General features: G+C 59.4%; 23 protein-coding genes. 5 read left to right on the top strand and 18 right to left on the bottom strand.

Annotation, left to right across the window (positions count from 1 at the left end; translation table 11 throughout):
• Positions 1-24 precede the first annotated feature (24 nt).
• The 17 genes from EDC26_RS15075 to metE all read right to left on the bottom strand — a co-directional run bounded on the left by EDC26_RS15075 (position 25) and on the right by metE (position 17,095).
• Positions 25-720, bottom strand: a complete 696-nt coding sequence (locus EDC26_RS15075; protein WP_132584100.1) for a molybdate ABC transporter substrate-binding protein — start codon at positions 718-720, stop codon at positions 25-27.
• Complete coding sequence (locus tag EDC26_RS15070) at positions 721-2,934, bottom strand: xanthine dehydrogenase family protein molybdopterin-binding subunit (protein ID WP_132584098.1); 2,214 nt, start codon at positions 2,932-2,934, stop codon at positions 721-723.
• Position 2,935: 1 nt separating this feature from the next.
• Positions 2,936-3,409 (bottom strand): (2Fe-2S)-binding protein, encoded by a 474-nt coding sequence (locus EDC26_RS15065; protein WP_132584096.1) that lies wholly within the window; start codon positions 3,407-3,409, stop codon positions 2,936-2,938.
• Positions 3,410-3,445: 36 nt separating this feature from the next.
• Entirely contained in the window at positions 3,446-4,423 is a 978-nt protein-coding gene (locus tag EDC26_RS15060; RefSeq protein ID WP_132584094.1) for a Bug family tripartite tricarboxylate transporter substrate binding protein, read from the bottom strand.
• Positions 4,424-4,843: 420 nt separating this feature from the next.
• On the bottom strand, positions 4,844-4,978 hold the full coding sequence (locus tag EDC26_RS15055) for an entericidin A/B family lipoprotein (protein ID WP_132584092.1): 135 nt from the start codon (positions 4,976-4,978) through the stop codon (positions 4,844-4,846).
• A 52-nt stretch (positions 4,979-5,030) separates the two neighbouring features.
• Positions 5,031-5,726 (bottom strand): fumarylacetoacetate hydrolase family protein, encoded by a 696-nt coding sequence (locus tag EDC26_RS15050; protein ID WP_132584090.1) that lies wholly within the window; start codon positions 5,724-5,726, stop codon positions 5,031-5,033.
• Positions 5,727-5,809: 83 nt separating this feature from the next.
• On the bottom strand, positions 5,810-6,346 hold the full coding sequence (gene ppa, locus EDC26_RS15045) for an inorganic diphosphatase (RefSeq protein WP_132584088.1): 537 nt from the start codon (positions 6,344-6,346) through the stop codon (positions 5,810-5,812).
• A gap of 25 nt (positions 6,347-6,371) precedes the next feature.
• Positions 6,372-7,877 carry a heme biosynthesis HemY N-terminal domain-containing protein gene (locus tag EDC26_RS15040; RefSeq protein ID WP_132584086.1) on the bottom strand — a complete coding sequence of 502 codons (1,506 nt, stop codon included), beginning with the start codon at positions 7,875-7,877 and terminating at the stop codon, positions 6,372-6,374.
• 3 nt (positions 7,878-7,880) lie between these two features.
• Positions 7,881-9,155 (bottom strand): uroporphyrinogen-III C-methyltransferase, encoded by a 1,275-nt coding sequence (locus tag EDC26_RS15035; RefSeq protein WP_132584084.1) that lies wholly within the window; start codon positions 9,153-9,155, stop codon positions 7,881-7,883.
• A 27-nt stretch (positions 9,156-9,182) separates the two neighbouring features.
• Positions 9,183-9,986, bottom strand: coding sequence for a uroporphyrinogen-III synthase (locus EDC26_RS15030; RefSeq protein ID WP_132584082.1), 804 nt, complete (start codon positions 9,984-9,986; stop codon positions 9,183-9,185).
• Positions 9,987-10,011: 25 nt separating this feature from the next.
• Entirely contained in the window at positions 10,012-10,956 is a 945-nt protein-coding gene (gene hemC / locus EDC26_RS15025; RefSeq protein WP_132584080.1) for a hydroxymethylbilane synthase, read from the bottom strand.
• A gap of 2 nt (positions 10,957-10,958) precedes the next feature.
• Positions 10,959-11,084: a hypothetical protein gene (locus EDC26_RS20485; RefSeq protein ID WP_279432685.1), complete on the bottom strand. Its 126-nt coding sequence runs from the start codon at positions 11,082-11,084 to the stop codon at positions 10,959-10,961.
• Complete coding sequence (locus EDC26_RS15020; protein WP_132584077.1) at positions 11,071-11,790, bottom strand: TerC family protein; 720 nt, start codon at positions 11,788-11,790, stop codon at positions 11,071-11,073. Before EDC26_RS15020 ends, EDC26_RS20485 begins: the two co-directional genes overlap by 14 nt.
• A 152-nt stretch (positions 11,791-11,942) precedes the next feature.
• Complete coding sequence (gene sucD / locus EDC26_RS15015) at positions 11,943-12,824, bottom strand: succinate--CoA ligase subunit alpha (protein ID WP_132584075.1); 882 nt, start codon at positions 12,822-12,824, stop codon at positions 11,943-11,945.
• A gap of 22 nt (positions 12,825-12,846) precedes the next feature.
• Positions 12,847-14,007, bottom strand: coding sequence for an ADP-forming succinate--CoA ligase subunit beta (gene sucC / locus EDC26_RS15010; protein ID WP_132584073.1), 1,161 nt, complete (start codon positions 14,005-14,007; stop codon positions 12,847-12,849).
• A gap of 86 nt (positions 14,008-14,093) precedes the next feature.
• Entirely contained in the window at positions 14,094-14,669 is a 576-nt protein-coding gene (locus EDC26_RS15005; RefSeq protein ID WP_132584071.1) for a DUF2889 domain-containing protein, read from the bottom strand.
• Positions 14,670-14,797: 128 nt separating this feature from the next.
• Positions 14,798-17,095 (bottom strand): 5-methyltetrahydropteroyltriglutamate--homocysteine S-methyltransferase, encoded by a 2,298-nt coding sequence (metE, locus tag EDC26_RS15000; RefSeq protein ID WP_132584069.1) that lies wholly within the window; start codon positions 17,093-17,095, stop codon positions 14,798-14,800.
• A 166-nt stretch (positions 17,096-17,261) separates the two neighbouring features.
• On the opposite strand from metE, the gene EDC26_RS14995 reads away from it, so the two are divergent.
• Positions 17,262-18,227, top strand: a complete 966-nt coding sequence (locus EDC26_RS14995; protein WP_132584067.1) for a LysR family transcriptional regulator — start codon at positions 17,262-17,264, stop codon at positions 18,225-18,227.
• Positions 18,228-18,471: 244 nt separating this feature from the next.
• Here the strand turns inward: EDC26_RS14995 and EDC26_RS14990 are convergent, their stop codons facing one another.
• A complete protein-coding gene (locus tag EDC26_RS14990; protein ID WP_132584065.1) occupies positions 18,472-19,500 on the bottom strand; it encodes an NAD(P)-dependent oxidoreductase in 1,029 nt (342 codons plus the stop codon).
• 347 nt (positions 19,501-19,847) lie between these two features.
• Between EDC26_RS14990 and nirB the strand changes: the two genes are divergently transcribed.
• The 4 genes from nirB to cobA are packed head-to-tail and all read left to right on the top strand — an operon-like array spanning position 19,848 to position 26,150.
• Positions 19,848-22,280, top strand: coding sequence for a nitrite reductase large subunit NirB (gene nirB / locus EDC26_RS14985; protein WP_132584063.1), 2,433 nt, complete (start codon positions 19,848-19,850; stop codon positions 22,278-22,280).
• Positions 22,281-22,287: 7 nt separating this feature from the next.
• The gene (gene nirD / locus EDC26_RS14980; protein WP_132584061.1) at positions 22,288-22,629 is read left to right on the top strand and encodes a nitrite reductase small subunit NirD; all 342 of its coding nucleotides are present in this window, start codon (positions 22,288-22,290) and stop codon (positions 22,627-22,629) included.
• A gap of 3 nt (positions 22,630-22,632) precedes the next feature.
• Entirely contained in the window at positions 22,633-25,353 is a 2,721-nt protein-coding gene (locus tag EDC26_RS14975) for a nitrate reductase (protein WP_132584059.1), read from the top strand.
• The gene (gene cobA, locus EDC26_RS14970) at positions 25,350-26,150 is read left to right on the top strand and encodes a uroporphyrinogen-III C-methyltransferase (RefSeq protein WP_132584057.1); all 801 of its coding nucleotides are present in this window, start codon (positions 25,350-25,352) and stop codon (positions 26,148-26,150) included. The genes EDC26_RS14975 and cobA overlap by 4 nt, the downstream gene beginning before the upstream one ends.
• The last annotated feature ends 50 nt before the right edge of the window (positions 26,151-26,200 follow it).

Genomic DNA, 26,200 nt, shown 5'->3' with positions numbered 1-26,200 from the left:
CTTTTCTAAAACTGCTTCAGACAATTACTTCGAGAAACCGTTATCACGTTTGAATTTATCGAGCGACGCATCACACAAGCCATCGATCAATACCCCTGCAAGGTCAACCTGCCCCGACGCGCTGGGAATGGCAACCGTATAAACGGTGTCCAGAGCGCATGATTTGGGAAGCGCGGCAACAACTGTGACGCCAGACGTCGCCATAATCTCCGTCAGTTGAGTGCAGCCCAGTGAATGGGGCGCCGCCTTTGACGCCATCGCCTTCATGGCTGTGGCGCCATTGGGAAACTCTTGAATCCGCTCTTTGATGCGATCAAATACCTGGAGCCGCTCAAAGACATTCTTCATGTGTATGCCGGCCGTGGACTTGGACATATCGGGCACATAGACACCGCTGGCCGCCAACAAGGCCTTGGCCAATGACACCTCATCGGTGATGACCGGGGGGGCCTCCCCCTCAATGACGGCCGTACCCGTGCTCACGACGCCCAGATCCCGGATGCTTTCCCTGATCACCCTTGCGTCTCGCGCCAATTGGTCGATCAGTTTGCGCGAAAGGATAATGACATCGCAGGCTTCGCCCGCAAGCAGCTTGTCTTTCATCATGCCTACCGCGCCGAACTCGCCTGTAATGCAACAATGATTGCGGGCCTCGAAATCCTTCCGTATGTGGCTGACCAGGCCGAATGCCGCTCCGCCACTCAATAAGCACAGATCCATCTACATTGCCCTCAAAAATTCTACGTTGTTGTCAATTCCCGCCGCCTGCGCATCGACTGCGCGAATCACGGCCTCGGGTGTAATGGGCAGAATACGAACTCGCACGCCCAGGGCATCACGAACCGCATTGCCGATCGCGGCCGCCGTCGGCCCCAGCGACGGCTCGCCGGCGCCCACAGGCGCCACCCCGGCGCCTGGCATGATTTCGACCTCGATGTCCGGAACCTGACTGAACTTGATGATGGGATAGCTTTCCCAATCACCGTCGATAAACCCTTTCCGGTCGAAATGAGCCTCTTCGTACAAGGCCCAGGATGTTGCCTGAATGGCCCCGCCCTCGATCTGTTGAACGACGCCGTCAGGGTTGATGACCTCGCCCACATCGACGGCAATAAACAATTTTTCAACACGGATTTCGTGTGTCAGTTTCACCTTCGCAACCACCGCACAATAGGCGCCTTCGGTCTTGTAGCGCGCAAAACCTATTCCCATACCCACATCGCCCGCACGGCCGCCATCGTGCCGTTCATGCCAGGCCGCCAACTTGGCCACCGCGTTCAGAACGCTTCTGGCACGTTCGTCGCGCAAGTTATCCAGCCGGTATTGGAGGGGGTCGCGCCCCGATCCGATGGCGATATCATCGATCAGGGATTCAATCGCAAACACATTGCCAAACGCGCCCAAGGCCCGCAAAGCCGATGTACGCAGGGAACAATCGACCACTCGATGGCAAACCAGCGCGCTGCATGGAAAGTCGTACAGGGGAACGAGATTGCGGTCGGCGCCACCTCCGGACTCCAGAGGCGCATTGATAGCCGAGAGTGCCGGATGCGGACTTTCCTTGTACCAACTGCCCAATAGCGTCGGCGTGCCGGCCCTGCCGGGACGCAAGCTGTGCCCCGGTCCCCACACGGTATGACGCCAATCGAGCACCCCGCCGTTCTCATCCACGTCGGCTTCGATGCGTACGGACATGGCCGGACCCACCGGCGACCAGTTCAGTTCATCGGATCGGGACCACTGGACTCGAACCGGCCGCTCATGGGCGTGCAGGCACAACCACGCCGCATCATAAGCCACATCGTCGGCCCCATTGTGACCATAGCAGCCCGACCCGGGCACATGCTGAATCTCGACGAGCGCAGCATCCCTATCAAAGGCCAGACACAGATCGGCCTTTAAATTATGTATGCCCTGGCTATGGCTCCATATTTTCAGGCCGGTATCGGCGATGGCCTGCGCATAGGCGCAGGATGGGCCAATGGAAGCATGTTTGGTGAACGACTTTAAAAAATCACCGGTGAATGTCCCGGCGGCGCCGGCGACAGGGGTCTTGGCATGGACAGACGGCCGGGACAAAACCGTGGTTTCGCATTTGCCGCTGCGCAACCATAACGCCAGGTCACTTTGAAGCGGCAAAGAATCATGCTCGGTCCAGACAGCCTTCCTGGCGATCTGCCCAACAACCCGTTCGGCAATATGCTCCTGCTCGGCGATGACCCCGATCAGGGATCCGTCGCGAACAATGCTCACCACACCAGGGCTATTTTGCCATTCGGACAGATCCAGATCGCCCAGCACGGCATAGGGTGAAGGCGGCCTGAGAACCCGGCCATGCGTCATGCCGGGAAGCGTCAAGTCATGAATAAAAGGGTACTGTCCGCTGACTTTCAATTCCAGGCCGATCGGCCGCAGGCTCGTCCCCAGATAATCGCGGCGCCCCGATGCGGTGCCCGCATCGAACCCGGTAACGGCCACATGCAAATCAACGCCATCGGCGATTTGCCAATAGGTTCCATACGAACGGCTATTCGAAACGAACTCCCCGTTGATCACCGTGACCATCGAGGCATCCAAATGAAATTTGCGCGCCACCGCCTGTATGAACAACAAACGGATTTGTGCGCATACCGCTCTTAACGACAGCCCGGAATGCTGGATGGACAAACTACCCGAAGTCACCGATTCATTGGGGCTATAACGGGTGTTGGCTGGCTGCATGCGCACCGCGGCGATATCCACCAGCAATTCGTCCGCGACAATCTGAGCCAGGGCCGTCACGATGCCCTGCCCCAGTTCCACTTTCCCGGTGTATACATCGACACAACCGTTTTCGGCCATCGACACCCAATGGTCGAGGCAGGGATTGTTGATCAGGCTGAGGGGCAATTGTCCGGCTGCCGCTTGATGGACGGTGGCAAATCCAGGGTTCATGTCAATTCGGGCTCAAAGCGGCGCTGACGTTCTTCACCGCGCGAACGATCCGCAAATGAGCGCCGCAGCGGCAAAGATTGCCATCCAGGGCATTCTTGATTTGTGTATCCGAGGCCGCGCTGTCCGCCCACAGCAAACCGACGCAGGCCATGACCATGCCCGAGGTGCAATAACCGCACTGGGCCGCATTGCAGCGCATGAACTCGTCCTGGACTTTCTGCCCCAGTTCGTGCGCTGCAACGCCCTCGATAGTCGTAATGCTTTTCCCGGCGACCGACCACACCGGCGTGTCGCAAGCCAGTGCAGGCCGTTGGTTCACCAGAACGGTGCACGCGCCGCAAAGTCCGGATCCGCAACCAAAATGGCTGCCGGTCAGACCCAGCTCTGCGCGCAACACGTCGAGCAAGCTGCGATTTTCATCCAGCTCAAGTTTGACGGGCATGCCGTTAATGTTGAGATCCAAAGGTCCACTCATGCCTGGACAAACCCCCTGGACAGGACGCGGCAGGACTTACTGAACATGGATATGCGCCTCCTCCACCACCTTTCCGAGCCGTTGAATATCGCTCTCGATGTATTGTTTGAACTGGCCGGTAGTCATGACCATGGGGTCGACACCGTCTTTAGCCCAGGCCGTTTTAATCTCGGAGGTGCTGACGATGCTGCTGATGGCCTTGTTAAGCTCATCCACGACGGCCTTGGGAGTGGCCTTGGGCGCCATTACACCCAGCCAGATGTTGGCGTGATACCCCTTTAGCCCGGCCTCGCTCATCGTGGGAACTTGCGGCAAGATCGGCGAGCGCGTGAGGCCGGTGGTGGCAATCGCATGGACCCGCCCGCCCTTGATCAGACCGTTCATGGTCGCGATGGAGTCGAACATATAGCTTACCTGCCCACCCACCACGCCATTTCGCGCCTCGCCGCTGCTTTTGTAGGGCACATGCACAACGTTGATCCCGGCCATGGATTTGAACATCTCGCCGGCTATATGGTAGGGAGTGCCTACCCCGGAACTTGAATAATTCAGCTTCCCGGGCTCGGATTTCGCCAAGGCGATCAAGTCTTTCAGGGTTTTGGCCTTGACGTTGTCGTTGGCCACCAGAACCAGGCTGGCCTCGTTGATGGGAGCGATAGGCGCGAAGTCGCGCAGTAGCTTATAGGGCTTGTTTTTCAAAAGCGTTTCGTTGACGGTGTGTGTATTGGAGATCACCAACAAGGTGTAGCCGTCCGGCTTCGAGTGCGCGACGTAGTTCGTGCCGATGATGGCGCCCGCACCCGGCTTGTCTTCCACCACGAACGACTGCCCAAGCTTTTGTTGAAGTTTCTGAGCCAATTGACGCGCATAGATGTCGGCGGACCCGCCCGCGCCATACGGAACGATGATGGTGACAGTGTGGCTGGGATAATGGTCAGCGGCATAAGCGCCAGCGCCGCACAATGAAAACAAGGCTGCCGTCAGCGATAAGGCCCACGATTTTTTTCCTGACATGCTGTGTGTCTCCTTTATAGTTTGTGTTCATAAATTGTACTACACCACTTTGAACATAATGGTACATTTAAAGATACAACTTTACTATAAAACAGTGTTATTTTGAACAAATAGTTTTTGTACGCGCATATATTCTTTTGCAACCGCACCCGTTTTTCTGCAACCGCACCCATTTTTCTGTAACCGCACCCGTTTTCTGTAGCGGCACCCCTTGTGGGTGCCATTCACGCAACAAGTCGCACCGCGTTTATTGAAAATGGCAGCCACAAGGGCTGCCACTACATGAACGGCGGGCATATCTTTGTGGATACCGTCTGCTTGCCATTCAACCCCAATGCAGAAAGGCCTTCCAGCGGATGCTTCGGACCCCAACGCAGAAAGGCCTCCTTGCGGAGGCCTTTCTGGCGGACGAGCAAACCGTTATTTGACCGATTTGCTGATGGCGTTACCGGCGTTGCTGATGTCCTGCCCCGCGCCCTCTACCGTGTTGACGCAACCCGACAGGCCTATGCAGGCCAGAATCAATAATGATATTAGAGCTTTGAAACGCATCATTGTCTCCTTGACAAACAGTCCGTTATTTAACGGCCATACTTGAAACTATCGATTACTTAACCGCCACATGAAGCTCGCCCAGGCCGGCAATGGCGCCCACCATGGTCTCGCCCGCCACGACCGGCCCGACTCCCTCGGGAGTGCCGGTAAAGATGATGTCGCCCGCCTTGAGCTCAAACAACCCCGACAGATAGGAGATCGACTCGGCGATGTTCCAGATCATGGAGGACAGGTCGCTCGACTGCTTGCTTACGCCATTGACGGCGAGGGAAATCGCCCCTTTTGCCAAAGTGCCTACCTTGCTGCGAGGGTGCAAGGGGCCAACGGGCGCCGAATAGTCGAAGCCCTTGCCCACTTCCCAAGGACGACCCAGTTTCTTGGCTTCGCCTTGCAGATCGCGGCGCGTCATGTCCAGGCCTATGGCATAGCCCCAGACGCAATGGGCGGCTTCCTCTACAGACAAATCACGCCCGCCCTTATCCAGCGCCACCACCAGTTCGATCTCGTAATGCAGATTCGATGTTTTGGCGGGATAGGGCATGACGCCTGTCTGGCCATCGGCCACACATACCAGCGCATCGGCAGGCTTGCAAAAGAAAAACGGGTCTTCACGGCCTGTATAGCCCATCTCTTTGGCATGTTCGGCGTAGTTGCGGCCCACGCAATACACACGCCGCACGGGAAATTGCGAGGCGGACCCCGCTACGGGAATAGCCGCCACCGGCTGGACGGGAATGATGTAATCCATTTTTATCCTTGATTGTTTTGAATACCTGGTCAAACAGCGCACATTACATTAACGCATCAACGCACGCGAGAAAACCCGACGCCTTATTTAGCGCTTTTGGCGTAGCGAGCCGCGCCATCGACGATTTCTTTGTGTGCAGCCTCGGGGCCATCCCAACCTTTGACCTTAACCCATTTGCCTTTCTCGAGCTCTTTATAGTGCTCAAAAAAATGCTTGATGCGAGCCAGGTCTTCGGGAGGCAGATCGTCCGGTTTTTGAATATGACGATAGGCAGGGTATAGCTTTTCGACCGGCACCGCCAGCAGCTTGGCATCGCCCCCCGCTTCATCATCCATCTGCAAAACACCGATGGCGCGGCTGCGCACGACGGCACCGATCTGGATCGGGAAAGGTGCCATGACCAACACGTCGACCGGATCGCCATCGTCGGAAATGGTTTCAGGGATATAGCCGTAATTGCAGGGATAATGCATGGCAGTCAGCATAAAACGATCGACGAATATGGCACCCGACGCCTTATCCACTTCGTATTTAACAGGGTCTGCATTGGCAGGAATTTCGATAATCACATTGAATTCATGCGGCAATTTGCTACCTGCCGGCACTCGATCTAGACTCATTCTTTAGCCTTGAAATAAATAAAAATTAACGATTTTTTGATCGGTCTGAAGGGCGATCCGACGTTTGGGACAAATCCACGCCCGGTATAGGCGCGCTATCGAAATATTCGTCAAAATCGGGCTCCGCCGATTTCGAACCAAAGCCGCCCGAAACAGGCGCAAGCACCTCTGCAGCCGGTTTCCCCTCGTGCTCGACCACATAATCCGCGGCGCTGGCCGCTTGCGGGATCACCTCCTGCCCCTCGCCCGCCAGATCGGTTTCGGGCATATTGGCAAACGCAATCAGCGTGGGATCGCCACGTGTATCGGCGGCAGGCAAAGCCCGATTGGCGGCCAGCACCGGCAACACCCCGGCCACGCCGGAAGCCAGCCGCCAATGTTTCATGGCATCGGCGCGCCGCCCCAAACGATCGTACAAATTACCCAATAAGGCATGTATGCGCACGTCGCTGCGGATTTTCATGCTTCGCAGCAGATAGCGCTCGCCCTGCCCCCACAACTGACCAGTCAGGCATAAATTCCCCAGCATGGCGAGCAGCGCGGAATCGTCAGGCTTGCTCTTTAACCAGACCTCGGCCTTGCTTAAACGGCGCGCAACCTGCTCCGGCGGACATTGGGAATAAGCGCTAAGCAGGCGTGGCTCGAATTTGACGTTGATGGCGGCTTCGAGAATTTTCGAGGCCTCGTCGATATTGCCGGCCGATTCCTGGATTGCCGCGCCCGCCAGGGCGATCTCGGGCAACACCCGTTCGTCGGACTTGAGGTCGCCCCATATTGTCTTGAAGCCGGCCAGCCCACCCTTGTGCAACCGCGCCGCCACGGCCGTTTCCAAATACGACAAGGCCTCGGCTTTGTCGATGACGCCACGGCGCAGCAGCAGACGCGTCAGATCATAGACACGATCATGGTTATGCAGTTGCTGATGGGCGCGCAACAACAAACGGGTCGCGTGAAAGTAGCGCGAGCTGGCATCCTGCAATGGCTGCAAGAGCCGCAGCGCCTCGTTCGGCCGGTTTTGGTCCAGGTACATTTCGGCCGCCACGGTGGCCGCAGCCTCTTTAAGCCGAGGCTCGGATCCCGCATTCTCGCGGGCAATTTGAAGAGCGTCGTCGCGCCGAACAAATTCGCCCAGGCGATGCGATGCCCGCGCCGCGGCCAACGCCGCCAGGACTTTGCGATTGGGCGACCGGGACTGAGTCAGTACTTTGGAAAAATCCCGTTCGGCCTGGGTGTAACGCCCTTCCAGCAAGTTCACCCAACCGGTTTCAAGCCAATCATGATCGCGCTTTTGCGCCCTTACCCCACGCCACAGGCGAAACCTTTCGGGACTGGAGGTCAGCCACGCCAACAACCGAATCACTACATAGAGCAGGAAAAAAACCGCCAGCAGCAGCAATACCGCAAAGGTAATGGATAGCTCGATGCGCCAGGGCTGAGCGACGATCAACACATTGCCGCCGTGCTCGCGCAGCACCAGGGCCAACCCAACCGCCAGCGCTAAAAAAACGACCGACCAAAACCATGTCCGCATAACTTATTCCCGTGGCGCAGCGGGCTGCGCCGGTGTGGCTGGCGTCTTAGCCGCGGTATTTGAATCGGGGGCCGGCCTGGCCGCCGTATTGGCCTCTTGGGCGGCTCGGGCACTGGCATCACGCAAGGTTTCGAGCGCCTGCAGGCTGTTGTTGACCGTTGGCAGTTTGAGATCGATGGACGTTTGCGCCAATTGCTCGGCAAGTTTGTGTGCCTGCCGGGTCTCGTCCGCCTGCCCGTCGTAACGCGTATCTATCGCCTTGACCAGCGCCTGCGTTTCCGTTTTCCACAGATCAGGCTGATGCATCAGCAAAGCCAGTTGGGCCGTCATGATGCGCAGACGCAGATTCTCGCGCAGTTGGCTGGCCTGATCGGGCGACATCAACAAGGCTGCCGGATCCTGGGCGCGTCGCACACTGATGAATTTGCCCAGATCGCTGGCCAGCGACGTCCAGGCACTCGCGGACCAAGTGCGCGCAGTCGCCAGGGTTTGCTCCCACCAGTTTGCATCGGCCCCGGCCGCATTGTCCTGTGCAGTAGCAGGCTCCGGCGCTTGCGAAGCCACGACCCTCGATACCTTGGGCGCCGCATCATCGGGCACCCACAGCGGCGCCTTGCCAATCAGTTGCGACAATTCGTCGAGCCGGCCCGTAAGCAGCGGCACATCTATGCTGGTGACCAGGCGCAGGCGATCGAGATCGCCGTTAATCGTTTGCTGCAAGGAAGCCAGGCTGGCCCGATTGGCGCGCGCCAGTTGCGTCTGCGCCGTTTCGAGTGCAACGATGGCATTGGCGACATTGCCGCCCAAGGACAATTGCTGGTGGGCAATCGTGACCAGTTGATCCACATCGTTGACCAGGGCCACATCGGAACCGCTGTCGGTCAAATTCTGAAAAGCCTGTTCAAGACTTTGATAACGGGATTGCGATTCGTGCAGCGATGCCTGCAAGGCAGCCAACTGGCTCGCCTGAGATTGCGCCAGGGATATCGCTTGCTGAGCCTGCTCGCTCGCCTGGTTGGCCACGCTGCTGCTGGCGGCAACCTGGCTACTGACCGCGGCCTGAGACTGCTTGAACATTTTTTGCTGGTACCACACGCCCGCACCCAGAGCCAGGGCCACCAGCACCACGATTACAAATGCGATCGGCAAAGCGTAACGCTTGCGTGGTTTGGCCGCACCCCTGGGGCCGGTCGCGGCGGCCGCGTTACCTGGAGAGGATTCTTTTTTGCCGGCAGCCAAAGGGCTGGCTTCGGGACTCTCGGGTTTTTTATCAATCATGGCGGGATTGTAATCCTTAGCACCTTTTTATAGGGATGCGGTCGAGGCAATCATCTCAAAAATTGCGTCATCGTTGGGAGAGCATACTTTTACCACCGGATCGGGCGTCATGCCACCCGCGTCGGCGAACACGGATTGTAATCGGCGGGCCACGCGTTCATGTATGACCACGTATCGCGCTCGGGCCCAGAACTCCTGCAAACCATTACGCTCGATATTAAGACAAACCGCGTCAATGCTTTCGCCGCTGGTCAGGACGCATACAGGCGTTGCCCGTGCATCAAGGCGAGTCTGCAAATCGTGGCATTGCTCGCGCGTCCAATGCAGCGGTTTACGGCTGTACAAGGCATAGCGCCGTACACTCGCGCCCGCCTGCTCGAACTGCTGCCCGAGCCACTCCCGGCCCGTTTCTCCACGCACAATCAGCACCCGTTCGAACCGCTGCTCCGTGCGCTGCAGGCGCTCCCACAAGGCCTTCGAATCCTGCCCGCCGGCCGGATCGGGATGCACAATATGGGCATGAGGAATGCAGCCCGCCTGGTAAAGCGCCCCGGCGCTGGATTGGCCGACAGTGGCCACCCAGCAAGAAGATGGCCACGGCGTCGGCGCGCGGCGCCGGCCATATAGGTCCAGATAGAGGCGCGCGGCACTGCCGCTGACAAAAATCAGCAGATCATAGTCGTCGGGTACAGGCAGCAAACCCGGGTCATCGAGCAAGGGCTGTATAAGCAGGCCCGGCAGCAGCAGCGTATCCATGCCGGAATCGCGCAGGCGCGCGGCCAGGCTTTCGTTCTGGCCTTGCGGGCGCGTCAGGACGACAAACGAAGTCATGGCCGATTCTTCCAGGCATCGCCGATCAAGCGGACGTTGCCGCCGCCAGCTTGTCCAGAACGGCCTTCGCTCCCTGATCGAGCAACGTTTGCGCGGCCTGTTCACCCAACCGCAGGGCAGCCGCGACAGGGCCGGACACCTGGGCGCGAATAATGCGCGAACCGTCGGGCTCGGCAACCAGCGCCCGCAGCTGCAGGGTATCGCCGCCGACCTGCGCGTAGGCTGCCAGGGGCACTTGGCACGAGCCACCCAGCACGCGCGACACGGCGCGTTCAGCCACGGCGCAGGCCGTCGTATCGGGACAAGCCAGTGGCAATAGCCACGCGCGCAGGTCGGAACGACCGACCAGTGTTTCGATCGCCAAAGCACCTTGGCCAGCGGCCGGCAGGCTTTGCTCGGGCGTAAGATAGCTGCGTATGCGCGCCTCAAGGCCCAGACGCTTCAAGCCCGCAGCCGCCAGAATAATGGCCGCATAGTCGCCGTGGTCGAGCTTGGCCAGACGCGTATCCACGTTGCCGCGCAAAGGCCGCAAGATCAGTTGCGGATAGTGCTGGCGGATCTGCGCCTCGCGGCGCAGGCTGGAAGTGCCCACCACAGCGCCGGCCGGTAATTGATCGAGCGTATCGTAAAGATTGGACACCAGCGCGTCGCGCGCATCTTCGCGCGCAAGGACGGCCGACAACTCAAAGGATTCGTGCAGGTCCACCGGCACATCTTTGAGCGAATGCACGGCCAGATCGGCGCGGCCATCGAGCAGCGCCGTCTCCAGCTCTTTGATAAAAAGGCCCTTGCCGCCGATCTTGGACAGCGTACGATCCAGTATCTTGTCGCCGCGCGTGGTCAGGGTCAGCAGGCTGACCTTGCAACCCGGGTACAGGGCAGAGAGGCGATCGCGCACGTGCTCGGCCTGCCACAACGCGAGCCGGCTGGCGCGGGTCGCGATAACCAGCGTAGCGGGAATCGACGACATGCCTAACCCGCCAGCTTGGTCACGACAATCGCAGCGACGATGCCCACAATGGCCAGGATGAGCAAGCCCTGCAGTAGAGACAAGCCCGAATCCCGGTGTTCGGGATCGGACGATTTAAACAGACCCATAATCAGTTTCCTTGATAGCCGGTTTGCGGCCGGCAAACCACTTGCCCAAAAGAACAACCAGTATCGCGCCAGCCACTTCAGCCGCTATTTTAACCGGAGCCGCCGTAGCACCGAACCGGTCGACAATAAAGATGTCGGTGACCAGCATGCCCCCGGCAATCCAGCCCAGCAGCCCGGCGCCTATCGTAACGACCACCGGGAAGCGGTCGATGAGCTTCAGGACCAGGGTGCTGCCCCAGACAATGATCGGCACGCTGATCAGCAGGCCGAATATGACGTAGCCCAACTGATGGCTATCCTGGGTGTTTTCAGCCGCTCCGGCAATGGCGATGACGTTATCGAGGCTCATGACCAGGTCTGCAATGATCACCGTCTTGACCGCCGACCATACAGAACTCGCGCCCTTGACGCCGTCGTGACTGTCGTTTTCAGGTATCAGCAATTTAATGCCGATCCACAGCAACAGCACGCTGCCCACTATTTTAAGAAAGGGAATATCCAGCAAGACCAGGGCAAATGCGATAAGAACGACCCGCAAAATGATGGCGCCGGCCGTGCCCCACAAAATGCCCTGAATACGCTGCCGCGGCTGCAGATTGCGACACGCCAACGCGATGACCACCGCGTTGTCGCCCCCCAAGAGAATGTCGATCATGATGATCTGGAAAACCGCTCCCCAATGCAGGGCCTGAAAAAGCTCAATCATTTGAAATCCTGTATGTTTGGATAAAAACGCCTCGATACACAACGTGCATCGAGGCGTACCCAGTGACAGCCATTATAATTCAGCTTTCAGTCAGGCTTTCAAAATCAGCGAAAAATCATCCTGAATGCCCCGACAACGGGCTGCCGACAGGCTTACAACACCGATTTCAGCAATTTGCCCATTTCCGATGGGTTGCGCGTTGTACGGATGCCGCAAGCCTCCATGATTTCAAGCTTGGCGTCGGCCGTATCGGCGCCGCCCGAAATCAGGGCGCCGGCGTGGCCCATGCGCTTGCCTGCGGGCGCTGTAACGCCGGCAATAAAGCCCACCACAGGTTTTTTCATATTGTCTTTGGCCCATTGCGCTGCATTGACTTCGTCGGGGCCGCCGATTTCGCCGATCATGATGACCGCGTCCGTGTCGGGGTCGTCGTTGAACATCTGCAGCACATCGATGTGCTTCAAGCCATTGATGGGATCGCCGCCCGTGCCCACCGCGCTCGACTGGCCCAGGCCCAGTTCGGTAACCTGCGCCACCGCTTCATAGGTGAGCGTGCCCGAACGGCTGACGATGCCAATACGGCCTTTGCGATGGATATGACCGGGCATGATCCCGATCTTGATTTCTTCGGGCGTGATCAGGCCGGGGCAGTTGGGACCCAGCAGCAGGGTTTTCCTGTTTTGATCGCGCATGCGGTTGCGGACTTCCAGCATATCGCGCACCGGAATGCCCTCGGTAATGCAGATGACGAGGTCCAGATCGGCCTCGACCGCTTCCCAAATCGCAGCCGCCGCGCCCGCGGGCGGCACATAAATGACCGACACGGTCGCACCGGTCTGGGCACTGGCCTCTTTGACCGAGGCAAAAATGGGTATGCCTTCGAAATCCTCGCCGGCTTTTTTCGGATGAACGCCGGCGACGAACGCTGCGCGGCCATTGGCATATTCGCGGCACATGCGGGTATGGAACTGGCCGGTTTTGCCGGTAATCCCTTGGGTAATGACTTTAGTGTCCTGGTTGATCAAAATCGACATTTACAAATCCTCGGCAATATTCTTATTTGACGGCAGCAACGACCCGGGTCGCAGCTTCGGCCATCGTGTCGGCACTGATAATGGGCAGGCCCGAATCGGCCAGCATCTTCTTGCCCAATTGCTCGTTGGTGCCCTTCATGCGCACCACCAGCGGCACGCTCAAATTCACGGCCTTGCAGGCGGCTATGACCCCTTGGGCAATCACGTCGCAACGCATAATGCCGCCGAAAATATTCACCAGGATTGCCTTGACGCTCTTGTTCTTGAGCATGATCTTGAAGGCTTCGGTCACTTTCTCGGCCGTGGCTCCACCGCCCACATCCAGGAAATTGGCCGGCTCTGCGCCAAACAGCTTGATCGTGTCCATGGTAGCCATGGCCAGCCCGGCGCCATTGACCAGGCAACCGATATTGCCGTCCAGCTGGATATAGGCCAGGTCGAACTTGCTGGCTTCGATTTCGGCCGGGTCTTCTTCGTCCAGATCGCGATAGGCGACGATGTCGGGATGACGGAACAGGGCGTTCGGGTCGAAGTTGAATTTTGCGTCGAGCGCAATAATATCGCCCGAACCGGCCAGAATCAGCGGATTGATCTCCGCCAGCGAGGCGTCGGTTTCGCAATAGGTTTTATACAGCTTCTGGAATTCGGCCGCCGCCTTGGCCACCGAGGTTTCCGGCACGCCAATGCCGCGAGCCAGCTTGGCGGCTTGCTCGTCGCTTAAGCCGACTTCAGGGTCGACGAAGGCCTTGAGAATTTTTTCGGGCGCACTGTGCGCAACCTCTTCGATCTCCATCCCGCCTTCGCTGGAGGCCATGACGCACACCCGCTGCGAGGCACGATCGGTCACGATACCGACGTAATATTCTTTCTTGATGTCCGCGCCCTCTTCGATGAGGAGGCGGCGCACCTTCTGGCCTGCGGGGCCGGTTTGATGCGTTACCAGCTGCATGCCCAGAATTTCAGATGCCAGCGTGCGCACTTCGGCCATCGAACGGGCCAATTTGACGCCACCGCCCTTGCCGCGGCCACCCGCATGAATCTGGGCCTTTACAACCCACACCGGGCCGCCGAGCTTTTCGGCATTGGCAACCGCCTCATCGACGGAAAAAGCGGGATATCCGCGCGGCACTGTCACGCCAAATTTTTTCAGCAGTTCCTTGCCTTGATACTCGTGAATTTTCATTGATTACCTGTCAGAACGTAAAAAATAAGAAAAAATGCTCACGCCGATGTCTGGCAAGACCCGCCGCGCGTCAAACTCATATCTATCTATTCGCATTTCGCCTCGGAGGACGGCGCGACATACCATTGGGGATAAAATTCTTTGGCCACCGCCCCATCCACGCGCAAGGCATGGCAGCCATCAAGCTGAAAAGGCCTTTGGGGCACGGCGGCGTTGCGCATTTCTTTGCGCCGCCGATTCGCCATGGACTGCACGGCCACGGTAGGCAGCACATAGGCAAGCTCGGTCAGATGCGTGCACCCGGCGGTTCGCGCAAACCGGTCTTTGACCGCCTGGCGAAAATTGCGCAACAAATTCAAGCCGACCAGCGCCGCATAGTCGGGCGCGATGGCGCTGCATTGGGCATCGTAGGGGGCCGCGTCATAGGCGGCGAGCGCCGCGGTGACCGTGAACTGATCGTCGATCGTGACACGCAGATGCATATGGTGCACGGGCGTGCCCGCCTGATGGACCGCGCCATTGCTGTGCGGAAAATCGTAGGCCTTGACATCGACCAGCTCTGCTTCAAGGTCCCACTGGCCGTCGTCGCGGGCGAATGAATTCACGCGTATGGAACGCGTGTGCAACGGCTCGCGGGCGATCTCGGACGGTGGCAGGGGCATGTACGCAGGCAAAAACACAAATAGGACGATAAACCCGGCAAGTATAACGCAGGGTACGCCTTGCCCGAGCAGGCCGGCCCAAACCGGAGGCTATGCGCCACGCACCCGGTTCGGGCCGAATTCTCGCATTACGCCGGCTGGCGCAATGTCCGGGCTGCCTGGACCATGGCCAGCAGGGCCGCTTCCGTTTCAGGCCAGGCGCGGGTTTTCAGGCCGCAGTCCGGATTGACCCACAGCCGTTCGGCCGGCAGACGGCTGGCCGCCTTGCGCATCAGATCGACCATAGGGCCGATTTGCGGCACATTGGGCGAATGGATGTCGTACACGCCAGGCCCGATGTCATTGGGATAGCGGAAGTCCTCGAAGGCATCGAGCAACTCCATATTGGAGCGCGAGGTTTCAATCGTGATCACGTCCGCATCCATGGCGGCGATTGCGCTCATGATGTCGTTGAATTCCGAATAGCACATATGCGTATGGATCTGGGTTTCTTCGCGTACGCCGGCGGTGGCCATGCGGAAGCTATCGACCGCCCAGGCCAAATACACGGCCCAATCGGCGCGGCGCAAAGGCAGGCCTTCGCGAAACGCGGGTTCATCGATCTGGATGATGCCGATCCCGGCCTTTTCCAGATCGACCACTTCGTCGCGCAGGGCCAGCGCCAATTGATGGCAGATTACCTCGCGCGGCTGATCATCGCGCACAAACGACCATTGCAAAATGGTTACCGGGCCGGTCAGCATGCCCTTGACGGGTTTGTCGGTCAGCGATTGCGCATAAGCGGCCCAGGCCACGGTCATCGGCGCGGGGCGGGCCACATCGCCAAAAATAATCGGCGGTTTGACGCAACGCGAGCCGTAGCTTTGCACCCAGCCGTTTTGCGTAAAGGCAAAGCCGGCCAGCAGCTCGCCGAAATATTCCACCATATCGTTGCGCTCGGGTTCGCCATGCACCAGGACATCGAGCCCGATTTTTTCCTGGAAACGTATGACATGCTCGATCTCGCCGCGTATGGCTTTTTCATACGCCGAATCGCTTATCGCGCCCGCCTTCCAGTCGCGGCGCAAAGCGCGGATCTCGCTCGTTTGGGGGAAAGACCCTATGGTGGTGGTCGGATACGCGGGCAATCCCAGTTCCTTTTGCTGGCGCGCAATGCGTTGGGCAAAGGGCGCGCGGTTGCGGCTAAGTTCAGCTGCGCCCTTCAGGCGCCGCTGAACAGCGGCATTGTGGATGCGCGACGATGCGCGCCGGCTCTGCAAGGACACCCGCTGCGCTTGCAGCGCCGCCTGAATTCCCGCATCGGCCGTATTGTCCAGAAAGGCGGCCAGGCAACGCAACTCATCGAGTTTCTGGGTGGCAAAAGACAACCACCCTTTCAATTCGGCATCCAGCTCGTGCTCATGCGCAAGATCGACAGGCACGTGCAACAGGGAGCATGAAGGCGCGAGCCACAAGCGTTCACCCAATTGCGCTTTAACCGGGGCCAGCAAGGCGCGAGCCTCATCCAGATCGGTGCGCCAGATATTGCGGCCATTGATAATGCCGGCCGACAGGACTTGATCGGGCCGCAACAAAGCCACGACGTCGGCCAGCTGGGCGGGCGCGCGCACTAGATCGATATGCAGCCCCTGGACCGGCAAGCCCTTCAATACCGGCAGGTTGTCGCCCAGCGCTTCAAAATACGTGGCCAGCAGAATATTCAAGCCCGCCGGCGCCAGGCCGGCGTACACTTGCGCAAAGGCCTCGCGCCATTGCGCAGGCAGGTCCAGAGTCAGTATCGGTTCGTCGATCTGCACCCATTGCACGCCCATGGCCTTGAACCGCGCCAGCACCTCTTTATAGACAGGCAACAGGTTTTTCAGCAGCGTGAGCTTGCCCACGTCGCCGGCGCCTGTGGAGAACGCATCGCCTTTGCCCAGCCACAGCCAGCTTAAAGGCCCGGGAATGACAGGTTTGACCTGATAACCCAGGGCCTGCGCCTCGCGCACCTGATCGAACAGATCTTCGCGCGCAATGCGGTAGTCCTGCTGCGGCACAAGTTCCGGAACGATATAGTGATAATTCGTGTCAAACCACTTGGTCATTTCGCACGCGGCGGCGGGCGTCCCCGAAGGCGCCCTTCCGCGAGCCATCCTGAACAGGGTGTCAAGGCTGACGGGCCGATCCGCAGGCTGGGCAAAACGTGCGGGCACCGCCCCAAGCAACGTCGTCCATTCCAGAATTTGGTCGTACCAGGCAAAATCGCCCACCGGGACGAAAGCCACCCCCGCGTCGGCCTGCACGGCCCAGTGGCGGGTACGCAAATCGCGCCCTACCTGTTGCAGCTCTTCTGCGTTTTGCTTGCCGGCCCAATACCCTTCCAGCGCCCGTTTCAGTTCACGCTGCGCACCGATGCGAGGGAAGCCAAGATTATGAATAATAGTCATTATATTTTTAAAGAAACCAATAAATTATCAAAGTACTGTTATTGTGCGCCGGCTTATCCTTGAAAAAAAATCAAATGCAACATCTATAGAATGAAAATTATTCATATAATGACGGTATCAATCCAAACTAAAAATCAGCGATAGTCCCCTACGACGGCCATATCCCATGCTGGAAATACGACATCTTGAAACCCTGAGCGCCATACGCGAGGCCGGCAGCCTGCAAGAGGCGGCGGAGCGGCTGCATGTGACGCAGTCGGCGCTGTCGCATCAGTTGCGCGATCTCGAGGTCCGGCTGAAAACCTCTTTGCTGAATCGCCGCACCCGCCCGGCCCGACTGACCACCGCGGCTTTGCGCATTTTGGCGTTGGCCGATGAAGTTCTACCGAGGGTCAAGGCCACCGAGCGGGAATTGCAGCGCCTGGCCGCCGGGCGAACAGGCCGCCTGCACCTGGCGATCGATTGCCACTCATGCTTTCAGTGGCTGATGCCGGCACTGGATGCGTTCAGGCAAAACTGGTCGGATGTCGCTCTGGATCTGTCGGCCGCGTTTTCGTTTGCTCCCCTGCCGGCTTTGGTACGGGGTGATCTGGATGTGGTGATCACCTCCGATCCGCAGCCCATGGACGTGATTCAATACCTACCGCTTTTCAGCTACGAACTGGTGCTGGCGGTCGCCACCGGCAACCCCCTGGCCCAGTACAAGCATATCGAACCCCAGCAACTGGCCGATCAAGTGCTGATTACCTACCCGGTCGAAAAGCAAAGGCTGGATGTCTTTACTACTTTTCTGGATCCGGCCGGGGTTGAACCGGCGGCGCTGCGCAAGGCCGAACTCACGCCGATCATTGTGCAATTGGTCGCCAGCCAGCGTGGCGTGGCAGCCCTGCCCAATTGGGCTTTGACCGAATATATAAACCAGGATTGGCTGCACATCTGCCATCTGGGCGCGCAGGGGGTCTGGCGCACACTTTACGCGGCCGTTCGCACTGAAGACGCCGACGCCACCTATCTGCATGCTTTCGTAACCCAGGCGCGCGAAACCTGCTTTCGTACGCTGAGCGGCATCAAGGCCGTGCCTGGGCCGCGTGCAATGGCGGCAACTGGTAAACAACAAACCATTAGCCATTAGGGCGTTTTCGGTTGACGTGTTTACGGAACTGAATGCGTTTCGTGTCGCTTTTTTTTGAGCCGTTTGGGGTGAGTAATCGTTTTGGGTGAGGGGTCATTCTGTTAAGACGCCGCAGGGCGAGGCAGATCCGGATCAAGCACGCCGTGCCGGCCCCGCCCCGGCCTCCATAGACGGCGTCTCCAGATACCAACACGCCCAAAATACCAAAACATCCTGTGCGGTATACCGTTTGACCAAAAACGCTCTATCCGACGGCCTTAACGGCGAAACGTTGGCCGAACGAATCGGCGCCGGCGGCTACGCCCGGAATCCACTCGCAACAGATTTCCAGGGATAGAAGACGAGACATCAGGGCCGCCTGCTCGGCTCGGCTGCCCGCGCCAAATACACAGACGACGTGCGATCCTTCCTGGGCCAGAGCTCGCATCTGTGTACAAAGGGATTCGTTCTGCGAAACACTGGCGCCCGCGACCTCGCGCTTGTCGGCATCGCGCCTGGCCAAAGCCAGCACATCGTCGCCCACCCCCTGTTCGTACAGGACTACATCCGCTTCATTCAAGGCTCGCAAGCCCTTGAGTGTCAGCAGGCCCGGATCGGCGCAGCCCGCACACACAAAAGAAACCAGCCCGCCGGAAAAGGTATTTCCTGCCGCCAAGGCCTGCATCAAAGCGCCTTCGGCCTGGGGGACACGCGCCTGCCTGACATGAGCCGCAACAGGCCCATCCAGCATCCAGGCATAAAAGCGGCGGCGTTCGGACACGTCGCCAAATCGCTCTCGTATCCGGGTCCGGTATTTTTCGGCCAGTTGCGCGAGCGACCCCCAGCCCTGATCCAGCAAGCTTTCCAGCTTTTCCCGCAAACGTCTGGCGAGCACAGGGGCGACTCCCGATGAAGAAATTGCAATCACCACCGGCGAACGATCGACAATGGCCGGCACATGAAAACTGGACAGCTCGGGGTCGTCGACCACATTCACCCACAAATTGAGCGCAGCGGCATCCTGTGCAATTCGCGCATTCACTTCCCGAACGCTGGTGGCCGCGACGGCCAGGCACTTCCCGTCCAACCAGGCGCGGCAATAGGCGCCTTCCAGATACTGCACCTTGCCCTGCTCGACCAGGCGCGCCATATCGCTGCACAAGGTCTGCGCCCCCACGGTCACCCGGGCAGCGGCCTCGAGCAACAGAGATACTTTGCGCAACGCCACGCCGCCCCCGCCCACCACCAGGACGTTTTTCCCCTGGAGATCGCAAAATATTGGAAATAGCCGCATGGCGTGCTCCTTCGCATTGGATGAGCCGGCGCGTGTGTTTGAACCGGCGGATGCTTGTTATTCAAGCAATCTTCGTGCCCGTCCGTCGCACGTAGCGACAGGCCTTGTGCCTGTCATCCATGCAAGATATGGTCTGATCCCCAGGATTATGGCAGCCACAAGGGCTGCCGCTACAGGCGACGGCTATGCCGCTCAAAAACGCGCCATTCAGACGCACCGTCACGGTGCAATCCGGAATGCGCTTCGCATCCCCTCCCGGTATTCCCTCCGATTTTCCTCCACGTACAAAATTGGCACGCTATTTGCTTAATGTCTCTTGAGGATCAATCAATGAAGAGCAGGCATTTATGAAAAAACTGAAACTCGTTGTGGTCGGCAATGGAATGGCCGGCGTCAGGACTTTGGAAGAGCTGCTGAAGCTGGATCCGAATCTGTACGACATCACGGTGTTCGGTTCGGAACCCTATCCCAACTACAACCGGATTTTGCTGTCGCCGGTGCTGACGGGCGAGCAGACCATTCAGGATATTATTCTCAACGACCTGGACTGGTACGCGCAAAATCGTATCGAGCTGCTGTTGAACCGCAACGTGGTCAAGATCAACCGCGCCCGCAAGGAAGTCCAGGCCGACGATGGAACCGTCGCCAAGTACGATCGGCTCTTGCTTGCGACCGGTTCCAACCCGGTCATCCTGCCGGTTCCGGGTTGCGACTTGAACGGCGTGGTCACCTTTCGCGACATACGCGATGTCAATCGCATGATCGACGCAGCCAAGGTCTACCGACATGCGGTCGTTATCGGCGGAGGGCTGCTGGGCCTGGAAGCCGCCAATGGCCTGGCGGCGCGCGGCATGAAGGTATCGGTCGTGCATTTGGGTTCAAGCCTGCTGGATCGCCAGCTCGACAGCGCCGCGGCCGGCTTGCTGCAAACCAGCCTGGAGCAGCGCGGCCTGACGTTTCTGATGGCGCATCAGACCGAATCAGTCATGGGCGATGAAGCGGGCAAAGTCAAAGGGATACGTTTCAAAGACGGCAGCGAATTGGCCGCCGACCTGATCGTGATGGCTGTCGGGATCCGGCCCAACACCGAACTGGCGGATCAGGCCGGCATCCATACGGACCGCGGCATTATTGTCAACGACACCCTGCAAACCTACGACCCCAGCATCTATGCCGTGGGCGAATGCGTCAGCCACCGCGGCATGGCCTATGGTCTGGTCGCGCCTCTGTTCGAACAGGCCAAGGTCGCCGCCAACCATCTGGCGTTCTTCGGCATCTCGCGCTACCCGGGCAGCGTCACGTCGACCAAACTCAAGGTCACTGGCATCGATGTGTTTTCGGCGGGCGATTACACCGGAGGCGGCGATACCGAGGCCATTACCCTGTCCGACCCTATAGGCGGCGTGTACAAGAAACTTGTCATCAAGGACGACAAGCTGATTGGGGCCTGTCTGTACGGCGATACCGTCGACGGCGCCTGGTACTTTCGCCTGATAAGAGAAGCGAAATCGATCAACGATTTGCGCGATCACCTGATGTTTGGCGAGGGCTCGGTAGGCGACACCGGACATGCGGGGCAGAACAGCGTCGCGGGCATGTCCGACGATACCGAGGTCTGCGGCTGCAACGGCGTTTGCAAGGGAACCATCGTCAAAGCGATCCGCGAACAAGGCCTGTTCACCGTCGATGAGGTCAAAAAACACACCAAGGCGGCGAGTTCTTGCGGCTCCTGCGCCGGTCTGGTCGAACAGATATTGATCAACTGCGTGGGCGGCGCCGCCAACATCAAGCCCAAATCGGAAAAGCCCATTTGCGGCTGCTGCAACTTTACCCATGGTGAAATTCGCAAGGCCATCCGGGAACATCGCCTGATGTCCATTGCCGATGCCATGCGTTTCCTGGAATGGCGCAGTGCGGACGGCTGCGCGACCTGCCGTCCCGCCTTGAACTACTACGTCACGTCGACCTGGCCCGGCCAGGCTAGGGACGATGCGCAATCCCGCCTGGCCAACGAACGCACACATGCCAATATTCAGAAGGACGGCACCTATTCGGTCGTGCCCCGCATGTGGGGCGGCGTGACTACCCCGGCTGAACTACGCCGGATTGCCGATGTGGCCGACAAATACCACGTGCCCAGGGTGAAGGTGACCGGAGGCCAGCGCATCGATTTGCTGGGCATACAAAAAAAAGACCTGCCCAATGTCTGGAAAGACCTGGACATGCCCTCGGGCCACGCCTATGGCAAAGGGCTGCGCACTGTCAAAACCTGTGTAGGCAGCGAATTTTGCCGCTTTGGCACGCAAGACTCCACCGCCATGGGCATCGCCCTGGAAAAGGACCTGGTCGGCATGAGCAGCCCGCACAAGGTCAAGCTGGCGGTGTCGGGCTGCCCACGCAATTGCGCGGAATCGGGCATCAAGGATATCGGCGTTATTGCGGTGGACTCCGGCTGGGAGCTTTATGTCGGCGGCAACGGCGGCATCAAGACCGAAGTGGCGCAATTCTTCGTCAAAGTGAAAACCGCCGAGGAAGTTCTGGAATATTCCGGCGCCTTTCTGCAGCTTTACCGCGAGGAGGCGTTCTACCTGGAGCGCACCTGCCATTACCTCGGCCGCGTCGGCCTGGACCACGTCAAAGCCCGGGTCGTCAACGATGCAAGCCACCGCGCCGAACTGTATGCACGCCTGAAATTTGCCCTGTCGTTTGAAAAAGATCCTTGGGTCGAGCGCATTGCAAACCCGGCTGCCCGGCGTGAATTCGAAACCCTGACTGCGTGAAGCTGATATGAACACAAGCACTTTGATACATGAATGGACCGCCATTTGCCCTCTCGCCGAAATACCCAGGGCGGGGGCGCGAGTCGTGCAGCAAACGGGAACCGACAATATTGCGATATTCAGGGCCTCTGACGACCATGTGTTTGCCGTTCTGGACCGCTGCCCGCACAAGGGCGGCCCCCTGTCGGCCGGTCTGGTTCATGGCCACTGGGTCACCTGCCCTTTGCACAGCTGGACCATCGGGCTCGAAGATGGCCAGGCCATGGCGCCCGACCAGGGTTGCGCGCGCACCGTCGCCGTCAAGGTCGACGCCGATACGGTCTACCTGAATCTTGCGCACAAGGAGTAGATCATGAACGACACGTCCGTGCCCGAGCCGGCTGCGTCCTCACGCGCCGTTCTGTCCGTATGCTGCTACTGCGGCACCGGTTGCGGCGTGCAAATCCGCAGCCAGGGCAATCGCGTCGTGGAGGTGACCGGAGACAGGGAACACCCATCCAGCCACGGCAAGTTATGCAGCAAAGGGATGAATCTGGCGGCCACGGTCAAGGCCGATGGCAGCCGCATCTTGTCGGCCCAATTACGCCGGCACAAAAACGAGCCGCGCCAACCTATCGCCTTGATGAGCGCCCTGACGATTGCCGCCCGGGTACTGGCCGACACCATCGACAAGCATGGGCCCGACGCCATCGGGTTTTATCTCTCGGGACAACTGCTGACGGAAGACTATGCCGTCTTCAACAAACTGGCGCGCGCACTCGTGGGCACCAACAACATCGATACCAACTCGCGGCTGTGCATGTCCAGTGCCGTCTCGGCCTACAAGCTCACTCTGGGCGCGGATGCCCCACCCGCCTGCTACGAAGACCTGGATTGCGCCGAAACCGTATTCATCGCCGGGTCGAACACCGCCTTTGCCCACCCTGTGCTGTTTCGCCGCCTGGAAGCGGCAAAAGCCCGCAACCCGGCCATGAAAATTATTGTGGTGGATCCGCGGCGCACCGATACCTGCGCGATTGCCGATCTGCACCTGCCCATTTCCGCCGGCACCGATGTGGCGTTATTTCACGCCATGCTCAACGTCATGGTGTGGGAAGATCTGATCGACCGCGATTACATCGCACAGCATACCGAGGGCTTCGATGCGCTTAAACAGCGCATCCACGACTTCACGCCCAAATCGGCCGAAGAACTATGCGGCGTGCCCGCGGCCGATATCGTCCAGTGCGCCCGCTGGTTCGCCCAGTCCAAATCGACACTATCGCTCTACACCATGGGCTTGAACCAATCGAGCAGCGGCACCGCCAAGAACGCGGCGCTGATTCATTTGCACCTGGCAACCGGACAAATCGGCAGGCCGGGCGCCGGCCCTTTTTCGTTGACAGGGCAGCCCAATGCCATGGGTGGCCGCGAGGCCGGCGGCATGGCCACCCTTTTACCCGGCCACCGCGATCCGGACAATGCCGCCCACAGGGCGGAGGCCGCCGCCTTATGGGGCGTAGAGCAATTGCCCCAAACCCGGGGACTCACGGCCGTCGACATGTTCGATGCCGTGCTGGCAGGAAAAATCAAGGTGCTCTGGATCGCGGGCACCAACCCGGCCCACTCCATGCCGGACCAGACCAAAGTACGCGCGGCTCTCGCCAAAGCCGAATTCGTGATTGTTCAGGAAGCCTTCGCTCATACCGAAACGCTGGCCTATGCCGACCTGGTGCTGCCCGCGTCGACGTGGCCGGAAAAAGAAGGCACCGTCACCAACTCCGAGCGCCGGATCAGCCGCGTGCGCGCCGTCATCAAACCGCCCGGCGACGCCAAGTCCGATTGGAGGCTGGCGTGCGCCGTCGCCAAAAAACTGGCGGCAAAAATCGCTCCGGCCAAGGCGGCGCTCTTTAACTATCGCGACGAGGCGGAAATTTTTGCCGAACATGCGCGATTCACGGCTGGCCGCGACCTGGACTACAGCGCGCTGAGTTACGCAAGGCTGGAAGCCGAAGGCCCTCAACAATGGCCCTATACGTCGGCACGCACCGACTCGGTGCGTTTGTACCAGGATGGCATTTTCCCGACGGCAAGCCAGCGCGCCCGATTCATGGACATAGGCTACACGCCCGTCGCCGATCCGGTGTCTGCGCAATACCCCTTGCGTCTGACCACTGGGCGCTTGCGCGACCAGTGGCACACAATGAACCGCAGCAGCCTCGCGCCGATGCTGACGCGCCACGAGGAAGAGCCGCGCATGTACCTGCACCCCGTCGATATGCAACGTTACCGAATCGGCGAGGACTCCCTGGTCAAAGTGACATCGCGGCGCGGCGAGTTCATCGCTCCAGCTCGGCGGGATACAGGCCTCAAACCCGGCCACGCTTATATCCCCATGCATTGGGGCAGTGCATTCATGGCGGGCGATGGCGTCAACGCACTGAGCCACAGCGTCTGCGATCCGATTTCGCATCAGCCTGAACTCAAACACAGCGCCGTCGGCCTGGAGGCGCTCAACTATCCGTGGCAAGCCAGCGCCTGGATTCAGGGCCCGAGCGCCGCCTTGCGGCAAAGACTGGGCAAATGGCTAAGCGCATTCCCGTACGCCGTTGTGGTCCCGACCGCCATCGGCCAGGAAGGGGTGCGCCTGCGGCTGGCGGGTCCGGCCACGGCGGACGCGGCTACCCTTCTAGCCTTGATCGACGACCTGGACCTGAATCAGGCCGATCTGGCTTTCGACGATCCAGCTCGCGGCGTCATCCGCCGCATCCGGCGCTCAGGACAAGGTTTGGGCGCCTTTTTGCTGACGGGCGACACACGCGCAGAAGCCGCTCTGCTGCAATGGGCCAACGACGAAAACGCCCCGGACAATGTCATCCTGGTGCTGATGGGGCGCACAAAACCGCCTGTGCGCGCAGCCATCATCTGCGCCTGCGAGAACATCAGCGAAGCCGCCATCAGCCAAGCCATACAAGCGGGAAAAAGCCTGGAAGAAATCCAGGCCAGCCTGAAATGCGGCACGGGCTGCGGGTCCTGCGTTCCGCAAATGAGACGAATGATTCAAGACCACGCCGCGATGGAGTTGGCCGCATGAACACATCTACCCGCACCGAAAGGCCGCCCTCTTCCGGCAAGGTTTGGCTGGTTGGCGCCGGCCCCGGCGATGCCGAGCTACTGACACTCAAGGCGGCTCGCGTCCTCGCGCAATGCACGGTCTGGCTGGTCGACGATTTGGTGGGTCGGGATATTCTGGATCTGGCCCAACCCGGAACAAAAATCATCGAGGTTGGCAAACGCGGCGGATGCGCGTCCACGCCGCAGAATTTCATTCTTCGATTGATGGCCCGGTACGCCCGGGAAGGCCACGCGGTCGCTCGCGTCAAAGGCGGAGACCCCTTCATTTTTGGGCGTGCCGGAGAAGAAATGACCTGGCTCAAAGAGCGCCGCATCGATGTCGAAGGCATCAGCGGCATTACGGCCGGGCTGGCCGTCGCGAGCGCGCTGGGGCTGCCGCTCACGCATCGCGAAGTATCCCGCGGGGTGACGCTGGTCACCGCCCACACTGTCGATGACTCCCGCCCCGACTGGTCATCGCTGGCTCGCAGCGGCCTGACGATCGTGTGCTATATGGGCATGAGCCAACCGGATATGCTGCAGGCTGAACTGCTGGCGGCGGGCTTTCCTGCGACGCTTCCTGTCGCCATCGCGGCGCAGGTATCGTGCGCCGCGCAACGGCATGCCGTCACGACCCTGACACACCTGGCCGCCACTGTGCAAGCCCGGCATATGACCAGCCCCGCCGTCATTATCCTGGGCGAAGTCGTTCGGCACGCGCAAGCCTTGCCGCAGCAGGATGCCGACGGGGTTGATTCGCTTGCCATGGCTATATAGATCCGGGTCAGGCCAAAGCCTGGCAGCCCAAAACAGGGTTTGTACGAGGA

The organism is Paralcaligenes ureilyticus (assembly GCF_004346225.1).
In the GTDB taxonomy this organism is placed as follows: domain Bacteria; phylum Pseudomonadota; class Gammaproteobacteria; order Burkholderiales; family Burkholderiaceae_B; genus Paralcaligenes; species Paralcaligenes ureilyticus.
The sequence above is the reverse complement of the archived record's forward strand: the minus strand, read 5'-3'. Positions and strand labels throughout refer to the sequence as shown.

Coding starts and splice junctions, on each gene's coding strand:
- EDC26_RS15075 (WP_132584100.1), bottom strand. CDS start 720: ATGGATCTGTGCTTATTGAGTGGCGGAGCGGCATTCGGCCTGGTCAGC.
- EDC26_RS15070 (WP_132584098.1), bottom strand. CDS start 2,934: ATGAACCCTGGATTTGCCACCGTCCATCAAGCGGCAGCCGGACAATTG.
- EDC26_RS15065 (WP_132584096.1), bottom strand. CDS start 3,409: ATGAGTGGACCTTTGGATCTCAACATTAACGGCATGCCCGTCAAACTT.
- EDC26_RS15060 (WP_132584094.1), bottom strand. CDS start 4,423: ATGTCAGGAAAAAAATCGTGGGCCTTATCGCTGACGGCAGCCTTGTTT.
- EDC26_RS15055 (WP_132584092.1), bottom strand. CDS start 4,978: ATGATGCGTTTCAAAGCTCTAATATCATTATTGATTCTGGCCTGCATA.
- EDC26_RS15050 (WP_132584090.1), bottom strand. CDS start 5,726: ATGGATTACATCATTCCCGTCCAGCCGGTGGCGGCTATTCCCGTAGCG.
- ppa (WP_132584088.1), bottom strand. CDS start 6,346: ATGAGTCTAGATCGAGTGCCGGCAGGTAGCAAATTGCCGCATGAATTC.
- EDC26_RS15040 (WP_132584086.1), bottom strand. CDS start 7,877: ATGCGGACATGGTTTTGGTCGGTCGTTTTTTTAGCGCTGGCGGTTGGG.
- EDC26_RS15035 (WP_132584084.1), bottom strand. CDS start 9,155: ATGATTGATAAAAAACCCGAGAGTCCCGAAGCCAGCCCTTTGGCTGCC.
- EDC26_RS15030 (WP_132584082.1), bottom strand. CDS start 9,986: ATGACTTCGTTTGTCGTCCTGACGCGCCCGCAAGGCCAGAACGAAAGC.
- hemC (WP_132584080.1), bottom strand. CDS start 10,956: ATGTCGTCGATTCCCGCTACGCTGGTTATCGCGACCCGCGCCAGCCGG.
- EDC26_RS20485 (WP_279432685.1), bottom strand. CDS start 11,084: ATGGGTCTGTTTAAATCGTCCGATCCCGAACACCGGGATTCGGGCTTG.
- EDC26_RS15020 (WP_132584077.1), bottom strand. CDS start 11,790: ATGATTGAGCTTTTTCAGGCCCTGCATTGGGGAGCGGTTTTCCAGATC.
- sucD (WP_132584075.1), bottom strand. CDS start 12,824: ATGTCGATTTTGATCAACCAGGACACTAAAGTCATTACCCAAGGGATT.
- sucC (WP_132584073.1), bottom strand. CDS start 14,007: ATGAAAATTCACGAGTATCAAGGCAAGGAACTGCTGAAAAAATTTGGC.
- EDC26_RS15005 (WP_132584071.1), bottom strand. CDS start 14,669: ATGCCCCTGCCACCGTCCGAGATCGCCCGCGAGCCGTTGCACACGCGT.
- metE (WP_132584069.1), bottom strand. CDS start 17,095: ATGACTATTATTCATAATCTTGGCTTCCCTCGCATCGGTGCGCAGCGT.
- EDC26_RS14995 (WP_132584067.1), top strand. CDS start 17,262: ATGCTGGAAATACGACATCTTGAAACCCTGAGCGCCATACGCGAGGCC.
- EDC26_RS14990 (WP_132584065.1), bottom strand. CDS start 19,500: ATGCGGCTATTTCCAATATTTTGCGATCTCCAGGGGAAAAACGTCCTG.
- nirB (WP_132584063.1), top strand. CDS start 19,848: ATGAAAAAACTGAAACTCGTTGTGGTCGGCAATGGAATGGCCGGCGTC.
- nirD (WP_132584061.1), top strand. CDS start 22,288: ATGAACACAAGCACTTTGATACATGAATGGACCGCCATTTGCCCTCTC.
- EDC26_RS14975 (WP_132584059.1), top strand. CDS start 22,633: ATGAACGACACGTCCGTGCCCGAGCCGGCTGCGTCCTCACGCGCCGTT.
- cobA (WP_132584057.1), top strand. CDS start 25,350: ATGAACACATCTACCCGCACCGAAAGGCCGCCCTCTTCCGGCAAGGTT.